The sequence below is a fragment of the Mycobacterium parascrofulaceum ATCC BAA-614 genome, assembly GCF_000164135.1.
GTDB classification, from domain to species: Bacteria; Actinomycetota; Actinomycetes; order Mycobacteriales; family Mycobacteriaceae; genus Mycobacterium; species Mycobacterium parascrofulaceum.
In genome coordinates, this window is sequence record NZ_GG770556.1 from 2,312 (window position 1) to 18,769 (window position 16,458).

16 protein-coding genes are annotated in these 16,458 nt (G+C 64.6%); 4 read left to right on the forward strand and 12 right to left on the reverse strand.

The window, feature by feature from the left end; all coding sequences use genetic code 11:
- From HMPREF0591_RS19975 to HMPREF0591_RS19985, 3 genes are all read left to right on the forward strand, one after another.
- On the forward strand, positions 1-275 hold a 275-nt coding region (locus tag HMPREF0591_RS19975), incomplete at its 5' end, for a hypothetical protein (protein ID WP_007170424.1).
- Positions 276-362: 87 nt separating this feature from the next.
- Positions 363-851, forward strand: coding sequence for a helix-turn-helix domain-containing protein (locus HMPREF0591_RS19980; RefSeq protein ID WP_007170425.1), 489 nt, complete (start codon positions 363-365; stop codon positions 849-851).
- A 221-nt stretch (positions 852-1,072) separates the two neighbouring features.
- Positions 1,073-1,696 (forward strand): hypothetical protein, encoded by a 624-nt coding sequence (locus tag HMPREF0591_RS19985; RefSeq protein ID WP_007170426.1) that lies wholly within the window; start codon positions 1,073-1,075, stop codon positions 1,694-1,696.
- A 596-nt stretch (positions 1,697-2,292) separates the two neighbouring features.
- Here the strand turns inward: HMPREF0591_RS19985 and HMPREF0591_RS19995 are convergent.
- From HMPREF0591_RS19995 to HMPREF0591_RS20040, 10 genes are all read right to left on the reverse strand, one after another.
- A complete protein-coding gene (locus HMPREF0591_RS19995; RefSeq protein WP_007170429.1) occupies positions 2,293-2,535 on the reverse strand; it encodes a hypothetical protein in 243 nt (80 codons plus the stop codon).
- Positions 2,536-2,820: 285 nt separating this feature from the next.
- Positions 2,821-3,468, reverse strand: a complete 648-nt coding sequence (locus HMPREF0591_RS20000) for a hypothetical protein (RefSeq protein ID WP_007170430.1) — start codon at positions 3,466-3,468, stop codon at positions 2,821-2,823.
- A gap of 142 nt (positions 3,469-3,610) precedes the next feature.
- Positions 3,611-5,386, reverse strand: a complete 1,776-nt coding sequence (locus HMPREF0591_RS20005) for an AAA family ATPase (RefSeq protein WP_007170431.1) — start codon at positions 5,384-5,386, stop codon at positions 3,611-3,613.
- Between the two features lie 118 nt (positions 5,387-5,504).
- The gene (locus tag HMPREF0591_RS20010; RefSeq protein ID WP_007170432.1) at positions 5,505-7,514 is read right to left on the reverse strand and encodes a hypothetical protein; all 2,010 of its coding nucleotides are present in this window, start codon (positions 7,512-7,514) and stop codon (positions 5,505-5,507) included.
- Positions 7,508-9,967: an ATP-binding protein gene (locus HMPREF0591_RS20015; protein WP_244268998.1), complete on the reverse strand. Its 2,460-nt coding sequence runs from the start codon at positions 9,965-9,967 to the stop codon at positions 7,508-7,510. Before HMPREF0591_RS20015 ends, HMPREF0591_RS20010 begins: the two co-directional genes overlap by 7 nt.
- A gap of 137 nt (positions 9,968-10,104) precedes the next feature.
- Entirely contained in the window at positions 10,105-10,470 is a 366-nt protein-coding gene (locus HMPREF0591_RS20020; protein ID WP_007170434.1) for a hypothetical protein, read from the reverse strand.
- The gene (locus HMPREF0591_RS20025; protein WP_007170435.1) at positions 10,470-10,763 is read right to left on the reverse strand and encodes a hypothetical protein; all 294 of its coding nucleotides are present in this window, start codon (positions 10,761-10,763) and stop codon (positions 10,470-10,472) included. The genes HMPREF0591_RS20020 and HMPREF0591_RS20025 overlap by 1 nt, the downstream gene beginning before the upstream one ends.
- Before the next feature lie 17 nt (positions 10,764-10,780).
- Positions 10,781-11,728: a conjugal transfer protein gene (locus HMPREF0591_RS20030; protein WP_007170436.1), complete on the reverse strand. Its 948-nt coding sequence runs from the start codon at positions 11,726-11,728 to the stop codon at positions 10,781-10,783.
- A gap of 12 nt (positions 11,729-11,740) precedes the next feature.
- Positions 11,741-12,892: a hypothetical protein gene (locus tag HMPREF0591_RS20035; RefSeq protein ID WP_157137521.1), complete on the reverse strand. Its 1,152-nt coding sequence runs from the start codon at positions 12,890-12,892 to the stop codon at positions 11,741-11,743.
- Complete coding sequence (locus HMPREF0591_RS20040) at positions 12,885-13,235, reverse strand: hypothetical protein (RefSeq protein WP_007170438.1); 351 nt, start codon at positions 13,233-13,235, stop codon at positions 12,885-12,887. Before HMPREF0591_RS20040 ends, HMPREF0591_RS20035 begins: the two co-directional genes overlap by 8 nt.
- A gap of 89 nt (positions 13,236-13,324) precedes the next feature.
- Between HMPREF0591_RS20040 and HMPREF0591_RS20045 the strand changes: the two genes are divergently transcribed.
- Positions 13,325-13,822, forward strand: coding sequence for a hypothetical protein (locus tag HMPREF0591_RS20045; protein ID WP_007170439.1), 498 nt, complete (start codon positions 13,325-13,327; stop codon positions 13,820-13,822).
- An 8-nt stretch (positions 13,823-13,830) separates the two neighbouring features.
- Here HMPREF0591_RS20045 and HMPREF0591_RS20050 read toward each other — a convergent pair whose 3' ends face one another.
- Both HMPREF0591_RS20050 and HMPREF0591_RS20060 read right to left on the reverse strand, forming a co-directional pair.
- On the reverse strand, positions 13,831-14,502 hold the full coding sequence (locus HMPREF0591_RS20050) for a hypothetical protein (protein WP_007170440.1): 672 nt from the start codon (positions 14,500-14,502) through the stop codon (positions 13,831-13,833).
- Between the two features lie 327 nt (positions 14,503-14,829).
- Positions 14,830-16,257, reverse strand: coding sequence for a type IV secretory system conjugative DNA transfer family protein (locus HMPREF0591_RS20060; RefSeq protein WP_083802030.1), 1,428 nt, complete (start codon positions 16,255-16,257; stop codon positions 14,830-14,832).
- Between the last annotated feature and the right edge of the window lie 201 nt (positions 16,258-16,458).

The following is a 16,458-nucleotide window of genomic DNA, read 5'->3' on the forward strand; positions in this document are numbered from 1 at the left end:
CCGCACACTTCTTCCGGATGATCCTGGCCAACGACCACCGGCCCCGCACCATGCACGCTGAAGCCGAACGCACCGACCGCGACCTCCTTCCCCCAGTCGTCGGCGCCCTGCTGGACCGCCACGACCGACGCCGCGCGCATCGGCTTTCCGGCTGGCGCCAACACCACGCCCAAGCCCGCGCCCGCGACGCCGCCTATCAGCGACTGCGCGATGCCACCTACCGCAGCAGGCGACACGGGCGCGAACGCGACCGCGGCGACGGCCTCGAGTTGTGACCACCAGCAAGGTAAAGCCTTCGTGCTTGGAGGATTCGCCGCAAGGCGGCTGATAACTTCAGTACATGCGAATGGTGTTTCGATGAAATGAGAGTCGAGGGTTGCGGCAGTGCGCCAGAGCAAGCAGGTGGCGCTAGCAAGGATTCTGATTTAGCGGTCAAGCTCAACAAGCTGTTCGAGATCATGCGCAAACCCACCGAGCCGCCCTTATCGAACGCCGCTGCCGCAGAGGCCATTACGAAGGCGACCGGAGTCTCCATCAGCTCGGCCTACATCTGGCAACTGCGCAACGGCATCAAGACCAACCCGACCGTCCAACACCTGCGCGCCATCGCCGACTTCTTCGGTGTGCCGGCCTCCTATCTGATCGATCGCGACACCGATCAGCAGATCGAAGCGCAGCTGACGTTGATTCAAGCAATACGCGACAGTGGGGTACGCGATTTGGCCCTGCGCACCGCTGGTCTGACCCCCGAAGCCATCAGCAGCCTGGCGGCCATAGTCGATCAGGTTCGCAAACTGCACGGCCTGCCCCCCATGGCCCCGGCAGAATCGGCGGATCGCGATGACATCTAAAGCTGAAACTGTAGTCGCCTCCTGGCAAACGTCGGCGGGTTGCGCTGTTGATACTTCCGACCTGATCGCGTCACGCCTTACCAGGCAAGGTCGACATCTTGCGTCACATCGGCCGCAGGGCCTTTCAACCGTTCGTCTCACCACCGTCGAAGCCGCGACTAACCCTGAGGCTGACATTGTCCCGGCTGCATCGGCTATCTACCGAAAACCGATTGTGTCGCATGGGTTTTCGTCAGTCACTTGCCAACGTCGGCGCCGGTCTGCTGATCGATCCGTACTTCGATGTCGAGATCTTGCACAGACTTCTCTTGAGCGCGGGGATAACGAGCGTGCTCGTGTTGGCAGGCCGAGGCAAAATCAAGAACAAGAACTTGCCGGCGATCGAGACGCATTTCAGCGGCCGTCTTCCACGCAACAACATCGAGGTGCGGAAGACGATAGACCTGCACGATCGGTATGTCATCCCTGATGAGGGCGGCGAAGTACTGATGCTGGGCACGTCTCTCAATGGCGTGACGAAAAAGAACACAGCTCTGATTTCGTTGCCGGAGCTGGCAGCGAAAGCGGCGACTCGCGATGCGCACGAGCTGATTTGGGATGAAGCGGAGCTGGTCGGACCGAAACAAGCTCCGACGAAGACGCCGAAGGCAAGGACGAGGACGGCGATCAGCAGGAATCCGAAAAGGCCTAGTGGGGCGTCTGTCCGCTGCCCCACATCGCTGCGGATCGATCCGGAAACCATTGCAACCGCTCGCTGGCTCAAACTGCCGCTCGGGCCGCGCGCCGCAAGGCCCGTCCAATCTGGCGCGGGCATCCAATACCGGCATCTCCAGTCCTGGCGCTAACCATTCAGGTTCGGCTTGCCCGCTTCCGCGACGTCCAGGAGTTGTCACCACAACCCTTGATGGTCGCGTCGTGATGCCTCAAGTCATGGACTCGTGTGTCGGCGCAATCGACTGTCGACGTTTTCTCCGTTTCGCCCGACTCTCACGGGCTCGTCGGCAGGGGAACCCTGGACGGAGCGGCGTCGCAGGCTGTGATGGCGAAGCTTTTTAGAGCATGTGCAGCTATTGCCATGATCTGACCTCCCTTCCTAACCAGTCCTGACAGCAGGTGAATCAGTTCCGTTATCACGAAGACAGCGAGAAATCCCTCGGGGTCAATCCACTGACCGACGATGGCTGCCATCATCAGCATTGCGACGCCAGTCACAACGGACACCACTCGTGTTTCGGCTTCTCGTCAGACGCCATGTTACCTCTGACGTCGTCCGTGAACCGGGGCAGAAAGATTCGTCGATGGGAGGGGCTGTCACGAGGAGGCGTCGAATATTGAAAAACCTCTGCGCATGCCCATGAGCTTGGCGGAGAAGTGGTCTGACGGGATCATCAGTCAGCACGTAGCTACACCTGGTGGCAACCGCCCGGTGATCGGTGCAGCACTAGCGTTTGAACGCGGCGGCATCTAGCAGGCGGCAGCCCGCTCCCACGCCCGGCCAGAAGACGCGGGCGTCGCACTGCAGGCACCGCCACGTCGTGTGGCCACCGCGGCACTGGCCGGCGCACGGCTGGTAGCCGACCAACATCTTGCCCGGGCCCAGAGAGTGCCCATGCGGGCAACGCTGGGGCGGGTACAGCATCCAGCCGCCCTCGGTGCACGGCACCAGTTGACCCAAGCTCACCATCTGTCGGTTATACCCCCACGGCCACCTGTATCCACCGCAACCGCCGACGATGTGGCTCGGCCCCGCCATCCTTGGAGCGAAAAGGCAGTGGGGACAGGTCATTTCAGGATCAGGCGGTCACGAGCAGGCTCAGCTGGTTAACGCGCTATCCCAGTGCTGCCAGCAGTGCAGGGAACCTGCCTTCGCCGGAAGACTCAGGGGAATGGCAGTTGTCGTCAGCGCGTGGCAGCAGCTACCTGTTTTATTGCTCCTGGTTGCCCAGTGCCTGCCGTCACCGAGTCGGTATCACTGCGCCTCTTCGACCCCGTCAGCACCCAATGTGTTGAGTCGTTGGCTCGTCAGCCGGCGCATCCACTGGCTGGGAAGGCACTGCTCCGCCGTCAACGTCGCCAGCACACCGGCCTCGTCGATAGCCGAGCCCCGGCTGCTGGCTTGAGTCCAAGCACGCTCGAGTGCGGTCAGCAGATCGACCGCAGCGTGCAACGGGACCAGGTAGACGTGGTCTTGGCAGATCGCGCGCGCGGCGTGGCTGATTGTGGATTGCGGGGTGGCTAGCGCCGTGAACGATCCGACAGGCGGTTGCTCCCCGCGCTTTTCGGCGATGAGGCGCAGCTGGCTGCTTGCGTGGCGGGCGTCGTGGGTCGAGACGCTGCTGTCAGGTTCGGCCGCGCTCTTGGCTTGCCACGCCACCCAGAGTTGGCCGGGGAAGATCCATGCGGAGGCGGGTGCGGCCTGAGCGCCGCCCGAGCCGTACACTTCGGTTGCGCCGGCGAGCCAGCCCAGCGTCTTCAAGCCGATCTCGTAATTCTTCCACCGCGTTTGGGCCAGATCGGCGTTCGCGGCGGTCAACGCTTCCTTCCATGGGGTGATGCGTTGGGCGATAGTCTGGGCTGCGAGGCGATCGAGATCGTCGTAGCGCAACGTGACCCCCACGCCGAGAACATTAGACAGTCGCCCGCTATCCCTTGCTGCAGACACACGTGACAGCGGCCACCCCACGCGCGGATTCGAGGTGTTGAGCGTCGGAGGCTATGCCCGGGCGCGGCGCGCCACCTACCCGTTGCGCGCACCGGGGCTATCCGGTGGCGGGGCGAGCCTCGGCAAGCGCGCGCTGCATGTCGTCCACGCTGACCTTCAGCGCAGACGGGTCAGCGCGTACGAGTCGGTCCAGGTCTTGCGGGTTTGGTGCCAGCCTATGCAGGCGCCGGGCCCGCTCCCGGCGGCAGGCCACCGACACCTTGCGTGCGTAGCGGCCGTTGCCGGCGACGTCAAGCATGGTGCCGCTTTCGTAAGGCAGAGAACGCAGATGAGTTGCTTCCGCGCGCAGCATTTCCCAGGCGTCGTCATCGACGGCCAGGCGTTCCTTGCCGGCTAGGTGGCGTCCGATCGCCACGATCTCATCGGGCGTGTAACTGTTGAACGTCAAGGTGAAGTGGAAACGTCCGGCCAAGCCGGCGTTGGCTTTGAGGAAGTCGCGCATCTCCTTGGGATATCCGGCGACGATGACCACCAGTTCGTCGCGGTAGTCCTCCATGTACTTGAGCAGGGTGTTGATCGCATCCATGCCGAAGGAGTGGCCCTCGGTCTTGGGGACCAGTCGGTAGGCCTCGTCGATGAACAGCACCCCGCCGCGAGCTTCTTCGCATACCTCTTTCATCTTCGCGGCCGTCTGGGAGACGTAGCCGATCACGATGTCTTCTTCGGTCACCTCTTTGACATCGGGGCGGGCGATCTTGCCCAGCCCAAAGAGCACTTCGCCAACGACCCGGGCAAACGTCGTCTTGGCTGTCCCCGGCGGGCCGAGGAACACCATGTGGTTTTCGTTGCTGGTGGCGCCGCCATCGCCTTGCTCGGCGAGCAGCTGCTCGATCTGAATCTCGGTGCGCCAGACCGCGATCTGTTCCTTGGCGTCTTCCAGGCCGATCAGTTCGTCAACGCGGGCCTGGGCCCGGTTGAGCACTTCCTGGCGTTCGCTGGCCAGTGCGGCAGCTGCGCGGGCGTCGCGGCTGGTCTCGGTCGCGGGGTCCCATTTGTTGGTTCGTGTCGCGATCGTTTCGGCGTCGGTCGTCACGATGCGGTAGTCGGGTTGTTCGAGCGCCTTTCGTGCTTGGGGGATCACCGCTCCGTCAATGGTAGCGCTGCGGAATGCTTCGTTGGCCGCGTCGAACTCGCCGAGTTCCCGCAGGCACCACCCTTTGGTGAGCGCCAAATCCGCTGTGATGTAGGAGTTTTGCGTGCTGACCTGGTCGATTAAGTCCAGCGCTGCCTGCGCTTGTCCTAGCGATACCAACGCCATTGCGCGCAGTGTGTGGGTTGCGGCCACCACCTCGTTGGGAACGTAGGTGGCGGTGGCGGGCGGGCATACGTCGGTGAGCGCGCACAGATCTGGCCAACGCCGTGTGCGGTGATACAACGTGGCGGTGATGAACTGTCGCCAGGTCGCTGCTTGGCCATCGGCGGCAAGTTCAGCGTCGTTGAGAACCGTCATCGCCTGCTCGAACTCACCGGCACCGATGAGCACGGCGGCGAACGCGAGCGCGATCGTGCCCCGTGACCACACTTGCAGCTGTAGGTACAGCGGCGCGGGCACTGCGGCCTGCAGTGCGCCATCTTGTTGGCCAATGCGGCGGGTTTCCCGGTAGAGCGCGCGGGAGTTACGGTAGGCGCCGGCTAAGGTGTCAAGGCTGTGATCGCCGCAGGCCAGCCGTCCCAGCCAGGCGTCGGTCATGGCCGGGTTCTGGTAGGTGATCTCGGTGAACGCTTGGCGGGCTGCCGCGGGGTCACCGGCGAGGAAGCGGTTGATCGCCGCGTCGAAGGCGCGGCGTTGTTCGGTGGGAGAGGTCGTGGTCACCCGAGCCCCCTAACTGCGTCGTTGTGGCTCGCTACCACCGTCTGCCCTCCCCTTTTTGCGTCGTGCTCATCGTAATCGCTCGTGTGCGGCGTTGACCGCGTCAGCCGGCGCCGGCTAGCTAGGGACCCGTGATCGGATCGACCGAGGCGGCCGGGGATGCATCGTCTGGTGGCGGTGGTGCGCTGGGATCCTCGGGCGGCGGAGGCGGCGGGAGCGGAACATCGGTGGAGGTGTGGTCGGCGTACGCCGACAGCGGTGGTGCGTCCTCCCACCCCGTGCTTGGCCGCGTTGATGACGCGGCGGTAATCGGCTGCGCCTCGGCGGAGTGCGCGCTGCTCGGCCAGTCGGAGTCGAGGACCATTCGGCCGGGCGCGTTGGCCTGGGCGGCGCGGGGCTGGCGCTGCCGGCGGCCAGGTCGCTGTATCGTCGCGGTGGCCTGGTCGATCACCTGATTGATCCCGTCACCTGAGCTGTGGGGTGCGCTGATCGGCTGCGGGATAGCGGTCGGTGACGCCGCCCCGTGGGGGTCGGTGGGCGCCGGGCTTGAGTCCGCGCGATCGCTGTGTGCTGCTGCAGCACCCGGTACTGCGGAGAAGCCATCTTGTGGTGGGCCCAGGACCGTTTGCGGGTCGCTGGCTGATCGCTCCTCGAGCTGCTCCCAGGGTGTTTTGCCGCTGCCGTGCTGGCCGCGCAGACCGCTCAACGCCGCCGACCCAGCGCCCCGCAGCCCGGCGTGCATGGCCAGTCCCATCGCCACGTCGCTGGCTCGGCCGAGCAGCCCGCGGCCGGGGTGGTGTCCTTGCAGGTCGGCGCGGATATGACGCAGCAAATACAGCGCCGCCATGGAGCCGCCGGCCATGATCAGCACATGGGCGAAGGGGTTACTGCCGCCCAGCTCGCGGGGCAATGGGCGGGAGATGAGCCGCTCGATCGCCAAGCCCATCACACTGACGAAGGTGACGAACACCATCACCTCGATCGGGTGTTTGAAGAACCGCCACACGGTGGCTTTGGCGTGTTCTTGGGCCGCCCCGGAGATGCCGCCGGCGAAGACGCTGGGCAGCAACTTAGCGGTGGTGTACATCGCTTTGACCGACACCGTGAACACCGACGCGCCCGCGGAAATCATGAACCAGCCGAACAGGATCGCGGCCAGAACCAAGACGGCGCCACCGAAGGTGTTTGTGGCATCAAGGTTTTGGGCGTAGTGGACAGCGTTGAAATCGCCGCAGCGGGCCATCGCTTTGATCGGCCCGTCGGCAACGCCTTGCTGCAGCGCGGCGGTGTATTGGGCTGCGCAACCGGGCTTGGTGTCGATGACGTGCCCAAAGTTGAATACTTCCAGCGGTTCTCGACCAGCATGGGTAATCAGGCTCGAGGTGAGGGTGTCGACTTGTCCGGTGAATCCGCCGCCGCCGATCGCTCCGTTGTGGGTCACCGCTTCGGCGGTGCTAAATCCCATGCTACGGCCGAACGCCAGCAATCCATTGGGGCCGTACATCATTCCCGCCGGATCGGAGAACACCGTCAGCGCCAGGGCGGGCATCATGATCGCCAACAGGATCATCGTCCAACCCCGGCCGGCCTCTCCCCGGCGTACCGCCAACACCCCGAGGAACACCCCCGCGGGCACCGTGAGCGCCACCAGACCCCACCGGCTGGTGACGGTGATGACCGCGGCGGTGACCGCTTTGGCGAGCTGACCGAACACCAGCAGCCAGTAGGTCGAAATGGTCAGCTTCATCACCCACAGCGACAAGGCGATGATGCCGATGAATGCCCCCGCTTCGGCGGTCAAGACGGTGGAGGCCGCGAAACCAGTCGACATCACCTCAAGGGTGTGCACCACCCATGGCCCCCACGACGTGGGATCCCAGGCCTGCGCGTCGGGCCCTCCTTGGGTGATCTGGTCGGGGATGCTGGCCAACGACAGGTAGAAGTCGCCGATGGGGACTCCGTAATTGTCGTGCAGGCCGGTCCAATTCAGTACCGCGGCGTTGGTGGCGGCGCTGGCTCCTGGGGCCAGGGCCACCGCAATGGTGGCCAGCGCTTGCAGCAGCGCAAGGACCTTCACTGGCCGGCGCACGCGCGGGTGACACAGCAGCCAGTACTGGGTCCGGCCTAGCATGCGTTGATCCTGTTGCGCATCCGTTTGCGGTGCGGGTTGGTGTCGTAGAGCTCGGCAAGCTCATGCGTTGGGGCGCCGAATAGCTTGATTTTCCCCCAGCCGCCGAACTCGTCGAGATACCACGCCTCGCCTTCTCGGCCGGGGATGACCTTGCCGTGTCGGCTGTCGATCGAGTCATCGCCGTAGTTAGGCATCGCTGCCGGGCTGGTGTTGGTCACGTAATCGGTGCGCAGCTCCGGGTGCCGGTCCAGGTCGCGGTTGCACCACAGCAGTGTGTCCTCGGCGATGCGGGATTCTTTGAAGCCCAAACACAGTCGTTGCTCGATGTACTCGTCTTCGAGCACACCGAAGTCATTCCTGGGAGACTGGCTGATCCCGACAAATAACGTCCATGCCTTACGGCCTTGCCGGATCACGTTATTCGCACAGCGCTGCCCACCGGGGGAATGGGTCCACGCGGCGCATTCCTCGACAACTAGGATGTCTGGTTGGGTGTCGCGGGAGAAAAATAGTGACTCTGCCAGTTCGGCGGCCATGCCGTAAAGGGCTTGGGCGGCGCGCTGGCTCGGCGTGGTCTGATGGTGCAGGTGGGCTTGGTACTCCTGGGTGACCGTCGGCAGTTTGAGGCCGCCGAAGTTCCAGATGACCAGCTGCTTGGACAGGTCGGGCAGCGGCAGGGTGTTGTCGAACATCGGCGCCAGCAGACGCTCGGCCCGCAGGCCTTCCAAGGCGATGAGAAGGTCGTCGTCGACACTGACCCGATCCGGCCTGCGGCGGTCGGCAAGAAGGCTGATCAGCTGGTTGATACTGCCGATCCCGAGCGCCTGGCGCGAGGACGGGGCCAGCAGGCCTTTGAGCCGCGCGGCCTGCGGACTTACCGGGGAATATCCCATTTGGGGCAGCAGATGGTCGACAGTGCGTTCCGCGGCTCTTTCGAACGGGAAAACACGCAGCCCGTCGAGGCTGAATCGAGGATTCTTCGGATCGATGATGACCTTTTTGTCGTCGTCGAACGTTGATAGTGCGGTTTGGTGTTCTCGCGCCTCGGTGGGGTCGATGAGGTGGACACCGGCGCCCAATTCCAGCCAGGAGCGAACCAGGTTCTTCGCGCACTGGGATTTCCCTCGGCCGGGAGACCCGCCGATGACGAGATTGCCGGGGTTGTCGCGGCCCGGGGCGCCGATCAGATCGTTGAGGACGATCTCGCGCAGCCCGGGGCTGGTGATGGTCTCCCCCAGCGGCACCCCGACGTTGTTGCCCAGGCTGGTGGCCAGCAGCGGCACAAATTTGGCAAAGGCGTTGGTGGTGGAGGGATTGCGGATTTCGTGCAGGCCAGCGGTGGCCTCGGTGCCCGGGTTCAGAGCACGCCACAGGGTGGGCTGACTACCGCGGCGGCGCTTGAGTTCCAGCCGCTGGCTCCGGTAACGGCGGATCACCTCAGAGATCGCAGTATCGAGCGTCTCGGCGTCTGCGGCGGCGGCGATCACCACGACCGCGGCGTTGACGCCGCGCTCGGCGCTGCCCTGCTTGAGCGCGGAGGCCAGCTGCCGACCAGAGACGAGTTTACGTACCAGCTCGTCATCGCTGTCGGCGTGGCGGCCGAGTTGGCGCGCTTGATCTTTGATGTTGGTGATGACGTTGTGCGCGGTAGCCACCGCGACTTCAGCGGTGTCGAAGGTGAGATGAATCGTCCAATCCAGCGTGGTGGCCGGTGTGGTCAGGTCGTCGAGCACCTTGAAGATGGTCGAGCGCGGCCAGCGCAGCCCAGCGTCGGGATATTTCTCTAGTCCGACGATGGCCTGATAGGAGTCGGCCACACCGTCGTCTTGATCTCGGTAGGTGCGCAGGAAAACCTCGGCCTCGGTGCGGGCTGCTCGCCACCTGCGGTTGCGCAGCGCGGCCGCCGCGGGGTCTTTCCAGACCGGAGTAAACGCCGATCCGGGTAGGCGCGCATGGGCGTTGTAGGGTTGATTCGGCAGGGGTTGCTGCCAGCTGTGGCGGCTTGCGGTGTAGTTCCAATGCCACCAAATCTGTTCGACGCTTGCCGGTTTGGTGAACAGCGCCGGCGGCAGTTTCGCGACCATGGTGGCCGCAAGCTGCCGGTAGTGGGCCAGCGCTTCGGCGCTGTCCTTGTCGCGTCCGATGACGGAGTCGATGCGGCGCTGCCATCCGCCTGCTGCCGTGGTCCCTGAAAGCCCGTAGTCCAACGGCAGGCTCAACCAGTAGATGCGCCGACGCGACCTGCGGGCATCCAGTGCCGGCGCCCACCGCCGGCAGTGCTGCACCCACGGCTCGGTGTGTTGGGGCATGGCCGCAGCGCCAAGGGCATTGTCGGGGTGCAGATCTGGGTGGGCATAGATCATGCGTCGAGTGATGTTGCGAGTTGCCACCGGCGCGGTCAGACCGCTCAACAGCGCCCCAGACGGCAAGGTCCGGAGCAGCTCGGCATGCACGTCAGCGACCAGGTTCTGTGATTCTTTGGGCAAGAAGATGAACGGCAATCCCGATATCAGGTAGTCGGCGTAGACCCCGCTAGTGGTGAAGCGGAGGTTTCCCACCACCTCTCGGGGAGCTTCGCTCGCCGCGACAGTCATTGCGGTGCAGCGCCATTCGGCGTCGCGTCGTGGTGTGAACATGACACCTGCGGCCGGATGTCGGCCAGCCAGAACTGTAGACGAGTACCGATGGAGGGCCGGGTCGCGGGCAGCTTGGACAGCGCCCACACGGCAGCGGCGGTCAGCGCAGCCCCGATGGCCGCGATGAGCAGGGCGTTACCGCTTTGCAGGTTCAGAGTTACCAGCGACGCGGTGACGACAAACCCGACCAGCAGCGCGGTGGCGTCGGGAAGACGCCATTTCTCCTTAAATGGCAGGCGAAATCCATCTCCTGAGTCCCCTAGGTGAATCGGGAGGTCGCGTTGATCCGACCACACCTTGGCCGGGGTGTCATCGGCCATCACTGACCCCACGGGTTGGGCACGTTGACGTGGTTGCTCACGCCGTGGCTTTGGAACTCGTGGGTGACCAGCGCGGCGATGCCCGCCGACAAGAAGATGGTCACCGACAAGCCGATCACCAAGAACTGATGCGTCATGCCCGCACCGGCGCCTTCTTTGCTCGCTTTGCCCAGTGTGGCAAGGGTTCCCACGACCAGTGACACCGCGGCGAAGAGCCCCTCGAGCATGTAGGCCAGGGAGGTTCCCGAGCTAAACAGCCCCGCAGCCAGGAGCTGGGCGTGCGCTCCGTTCACGATATTCTCCGCTCCTCTTAACTGTGCGACGTGGTCGCCGGCGTTGCTTCGGTGTCGTTACTGACCTGTGGTATCGAGTCTATGGCCGCCACCATCCACGTTCCGCCGTTATTTTCGACGGTCAGCGGGAACGTGAATTGCAGTGTGGCGAACTGTGATGTCTGTGCTGTCACGCGGGCGCGGACGTGGATGCGCGTCCCTGTGGCGGGGTTGTCGGGGATTTCGGACGCGGTGTCAGCGGTCTTGATGAGGGCGCTTTGGTAGCCGCCGATGGGTTTGATCCAGGAGTCGGCCACCACGTAGCGGTCCAGGCCGCTGGTGGCGGTCAGGTAAGTGTTGATGAAGCCGCTGACCACGGCATAGACCGGGCTGTTGGGGCTCAGGGGGTGGTCGTAGCCCTCTTTCACATTGGCGCCGGGGCCGGGAGCGCTAATGGGCGCCGGCCAGTCCATCGCGCGAGGCTGGTAGTGCCAGATCGCCACGGGCACACCGTAGAACGCGGTGTTGGGGGGCGCTGAGGCGTAGGCGCGTTGCTGCACGACAACGACGACGGCATAAAGATTGACCTCGCCGACCGAGCCGTTGGGTACCACCGACCAAACCTTCGGAGTGTTAATCACTGCCGGGACAGGCGGCGCCGATTGCACTGCGACCGGCGCCGCCTCAGACTCGGGCAATGTGATAAAGCGTTGCAGCGCGGCGTAGTTCCAACTCGGTGTGGTGAGTACGGCGGCGACGAAATCGGCGGCGAAATGCCCTGCGGCGTCGCGCTGATTACCGACACGATGGGCGATCGCGGCGACGTCGCCCTCATCGGGATGGGATGCGGTGAAAAAGACCTTCACCGCGGCGGCGAACCCGAATACGGCGAAGATCGTCACGACTGTGAACGCCCCCGTGCGTAGGTAGCCGCGGACCCGGCTGATGCGCTCCTGCCAGGTCCTCGACATCGTGATGGTGCTCATGGGCGCGATCCTTTAGTTGGGTGCGTGTCCGAAGAACTGCAGTTGGCTTATCGCGAAGGTGGCATCGACTGGGTCGCTGCCCGAGGCGCCACCGGCGGGGTCTGCTGGCGGCGGCGACGCCGGTTGGGGGCCAGCCGGTCCGAGCACGGAGTCCACCAGTCCAGTCGGCGGTTGTTCGGTGCCGGTGCTGCCCGGCGTGGGTGCCGGCGAGGACGGCAGCGGGTTGGCCGGCGGGCGCTCGGTGTGCAAAATGATCACATCGACGCGAGAGACCAGGATTCGTCGCGGCAGGGTCACCGACACTGGACCGTGGACGCTGTGGGTGTCGACCGGTAGCGGGTCATCGACGAGTTGGTTGCCGTTGAAGAAGTTGAACTGTACGCGGGTCACCACGCGGTGCTGTAGCCAGTCATCCTTGCCGCCTTGGGTTTTTGCTACCCACCCTGGAGTGATTGACAGCGCATTGAGCATGTAGCTACATGCCGATTTTGGACGTGATGGGTCGCAGATGAACTGCACGTGTAGTACTTGGCCGTCGAGGCGACTCTCCTGAGGGCCGCGGCCGCACACCCAAGCCGAATCGGTCGTGGTGTCGGTCAGCGCCAGCGGTGAGCGCGCGGCGGGCTGCTCACCTGAGGCGTCGTCTGGGGTGCAGCTATCGCTGCTCGGTGTGAACGGGACGGCCTGATCCTGTTGCGGCACGGTGCGGCTGGGCATCGGAGCGCCGGTCACGACTGCCGCCGGTGCGGTGGCGTGATGTTGCGGCGGTTGCACCGGAGCCGGGCCGCCCCCGAAGCTGACGAAGGCCGCAACGATTAGCACCGCGACCGCGGTCGCGCCGCAACCCAACCATATGGCCGTGCGTTTTGCCCCACGATTGACATCGGCATCGGTCGGTGCAGCCGCGTCCGCGGCCTGATCGAGGTCGTACGGCATTCCCGACCGCGTTCGGGAATTCGCTTGGGGCGTCGCGGCAGCCTCAACCGGGATGCCATCAGCGCTGGGATGGTGATCATCGTCCGCCTCGGCATCGGTGTCGGCATCGTCGTGGCTGTCGGGGACGTCGGTGCTCGGCGCGGGCTGCGCGGTGACGCTGGGTGCCGGCCGGTCATCCAGCAGCTGCTCGAGCATCCAATCCTGGGTTGACAACGTGCCGTCAGCCATGGCGGCCATCCCTGGTGATGACGTCCGCGTCGACGACTCGGTGACGCGGCGCCTGTCGGTCAAGAGGGTCCATCCACACCGGGACGAGCACCCAGGCCGACGGCCGGGGCGCCACCGGTTGCCCGCTTTGGAGGGGCCTGCTGGAAGTGTTGGCGATGGGTGCCGGCAGCGCTCGCGGCGATGCGATCGCCCTGCGGCGCCGTTCATGCCAGCGCACGGCGACGATGATGCCGACCACGACGACGGCCAGCGGCCAGGTTCTGGCCAACACCTGTACGAAGGCCAGCGCGATCGCCACCGTGCCCACAAATCCCATGCACACGAACGCGATCAGTATTCTCATGAAGAAACCCTATCGAGCGGATGTGACAGAAATCCGGGGCTGCAAACAGGTATCGGATATGAGGCATTTTGTGCGGTAGGGTGCCAGATATGACCGCTCCAGCTGAAGGGATCGACCGGCTCATCTACTTCGTGGAGGCCCGGCTCGCTCAGCTGAAGCTCTCCAAACAAGAGGTCGCCCGCCGCGGTGGACCGGCCGTGGACACCTTGATCAAGGCCCGCGGCCGCAAAGGTCAAAAGACCCCGACCGTGAGTACGTTGCTGCTGCTGGACGCCCTCATGGGGTGGCAGCCAGGCTCCGCGGCGGTCAGCATGCTCGGCGGGCGGCCGCTCAGCCTCACCGCACGCCGCAATCGGGTGATCGCCCGAGCCCAGAAGCGACCATTGCAGCCCATGGGCGAAGGCGAAATCGTGCAACGTCTGACCGCTCAGCTCCGTGAGGAGCTCGACCGACTCGAAGACGACCGCGCTGCGGTCGCGCGGCGCATCGAATTGCTGCGAAACGTCATCGTCGAGCTCGACCCCGATGAGGGTCTCATGGCTGAATACGGCGACACCGCAACCCTTCCCGGTGCCGACACCGCGTGACTGGCTGCTCACGGCCGTGTCCTTTCCCCCGGCTCGTGCAACGGGCGGGTATCGACCACGCCAGGCCCGGTCATGTCATAAGCACCCAAGATTGCGGCGGCATCGGCGGCCGTGATCGGTTTCTTGACCGGGGTCAAGGGCCACCACTGGTGGGATCCGTCCACAGCGAGCCAGCCCTCGGCGATACCGTAGATGCCGGCCACCGTGGGAATCATCACCAGCTGTAAGCACAACCACGGCAACACCGCGACTTGACCGAAGGCTCCCGCCGGGTCATAGACGAGCTGAGAAACAATCAGCGTCACCACAGCCAGCCCGGCCCCCGCCCACAGCAGCGCGGCCACCGGGAAACCCCGCAGCGTCTGCGGAATCAGTCGAACCAACGCCATCTTCAGCACCCAGCCCGCTGCCCAGCCGATCGGCGCCACCACAGCAGCCACCGCAACAACGGCCAACTCGGCGCGAGCCGCACGCGACTTGGCTGCCCTCATCACCAGAGGATCGATCCGGGTGTCATCGTGCGGGTCGGGCACAGCCGAGGTGCGAATACGCTGACGCTTGCGCACCGCCCGCCCAAGATGCTCAGCGCGCCGACGCTGAATGGTCGACCACCCCTGATAGTGGGCGATCCATTCTCGCCGGACATCATCGAAGCGGTCCGGGGGCAGCTGGATGGGCATATATCGAGCGTAAGGCGCCCAAAGACGCTCTCCTGCACTAATTTCTCCATGCCCGACGCGGCAGCGCCCTGGGCTGATCGTTCCGACCGTTACCGATCCGCCGCCGCGCCGACAGTGCCTAATGTCCACCGAGTGTGACGGCCGCCCGCGGCCGTTCGCGCAACGCGCGTGACCTCGCCGCGACGCTCGAGGACAACCCGGTTGTGGTAGACGTGCTCGTGGACGAAGTCGCGGCCGAATGCCGCTGCCAGACAGCGCCTCAAGTCCCTAGTGGTCGGCGCCGGCGAAGCCGTGGACAGAATCGACAGCAGGCGTTGCCGCACAACCTCAGGCGGCGGGCCGCTTGCCGCCGCCACGCAGGACACCCTTCCTCGTCGATGACGACAACGCCTCCTGCTGCTGCGAGCGCGCGGCGCGCAGTTCGTCGAGGTAGTGAATGAATTCCTCCCAGTCGATCAACTCCACCATCTCGCCCGGAGTGCCCCTGGGGATGATCCTCGCCTCGCCGATGTTGCGGGGCAATAATTCCGCGGGCTCCAACGCATTTCCGAAGTGCCGGCTGGTGTTTTTGTTGTCTGAGTTGTGATCGTAGCTTTGGTGGCTGCGCGTTGCCTTTCCGGCCCAGAAGGCGGCCGACTCCATGACGTCGCGCTCGTGGGAGCCATACATGATCATCGCCGCCGGTGTGACATCGCGGATGGCCTTACCCTGTAATGGACCATAGATAGCGTCGAGTTGCGAACCAGCCTGCGCGGCAAAGCAAATCGAACATCCGAGACCCCGTGATTCGGCCAAATACTGCGGCAGCCGGGGTATCGGTGTGTTAGTGATCTCGTCGAGGAACAACCCGATGCGGTGAAACTCCTCCCACTGCGCCACTTTCATGCGCTGCCGATTAATCAGCTGATCCATCAACACAATCGCTTGCGCAGCGACCGTTCCATCAGCCGGGGTCAGCAGGTAGAGCGTGGCGTCTTCGGCATCAAGAAACGACAGGTCCAGCGGCGGGAAGTTGCGGTCACGCTCGTTGGTGAGAAGCCAAGCGGTGAGCACTTTCGTGACGGTCATCTTCACCGAATCACGCTGCTTTGGTTCCATGTCCAACACCGACCGTACGCGTGCCTCAAACAGCGGGTCGTCGGTCCATGCCGCCGCCGAGGCCCACCCCGGTTTCCACGACGTCTGATAGGGACCCATGAGGTTGTCGATGTCGACGTTTTCTGAGGCTTCCAGCGTCCAGCGCATCCCCAACCCGGTCGCAGCCGGGCTGGCCGCGTACAGCAGGCACACCAGCGGGGCCAGGGCCAGCTGGTCCCACGGCCCGGGGTCAGCTCCTTGCCGAAATGCGCTACCCGACAGCGCGATTGCCGAGGTGCTCAGCAGGCTCTGCGCGGTCGCCGTCGCATCGTTGAGGCTGGTGATCAGCGCGGTCGGGTCAAAGCAATACGGCACATAGTCTTTGGGGTAAAACGGTGCGCTGATCGGTCGCAGGTCCAACAACGCTGTGGGGCCGTAACGACGGGAAGCGACCATCTGCATCAAATCGTCTTTGCTGGATGACACAAACGCCGGGCCCGGCCACAGAACCGCCGACTGGGCCAGCCAGCGCCGGGTCTTGCCGGTCCCTGGTGGGGCGAATCCGCCGACGTGAGGAGCGGATTCCAAAGGAACCCGCCGACCTTGGGCGTCGCGGGTCCAACCAGCAAACGGGGTAACAGGCCGGCGAAATCCGTCGGTGCTGTTCGACAGTGCCATGCCTCAACGGTAAACGCTGCACAGATGGTGTGACTGCACAATATTGGTCAGCGGCGGTGCACACCGCGACAGCGTTTCGCCCGGCTCATGTGGCCGGGTGGCGCAGCTCCGTAGCAATTGTGACGGCGCGGCGGATTTGGTCGCCGGTGTAGAGCCAGCCGACCGGTTCCACCCAGGTCCGCGGCACCAGCTGCATAATGA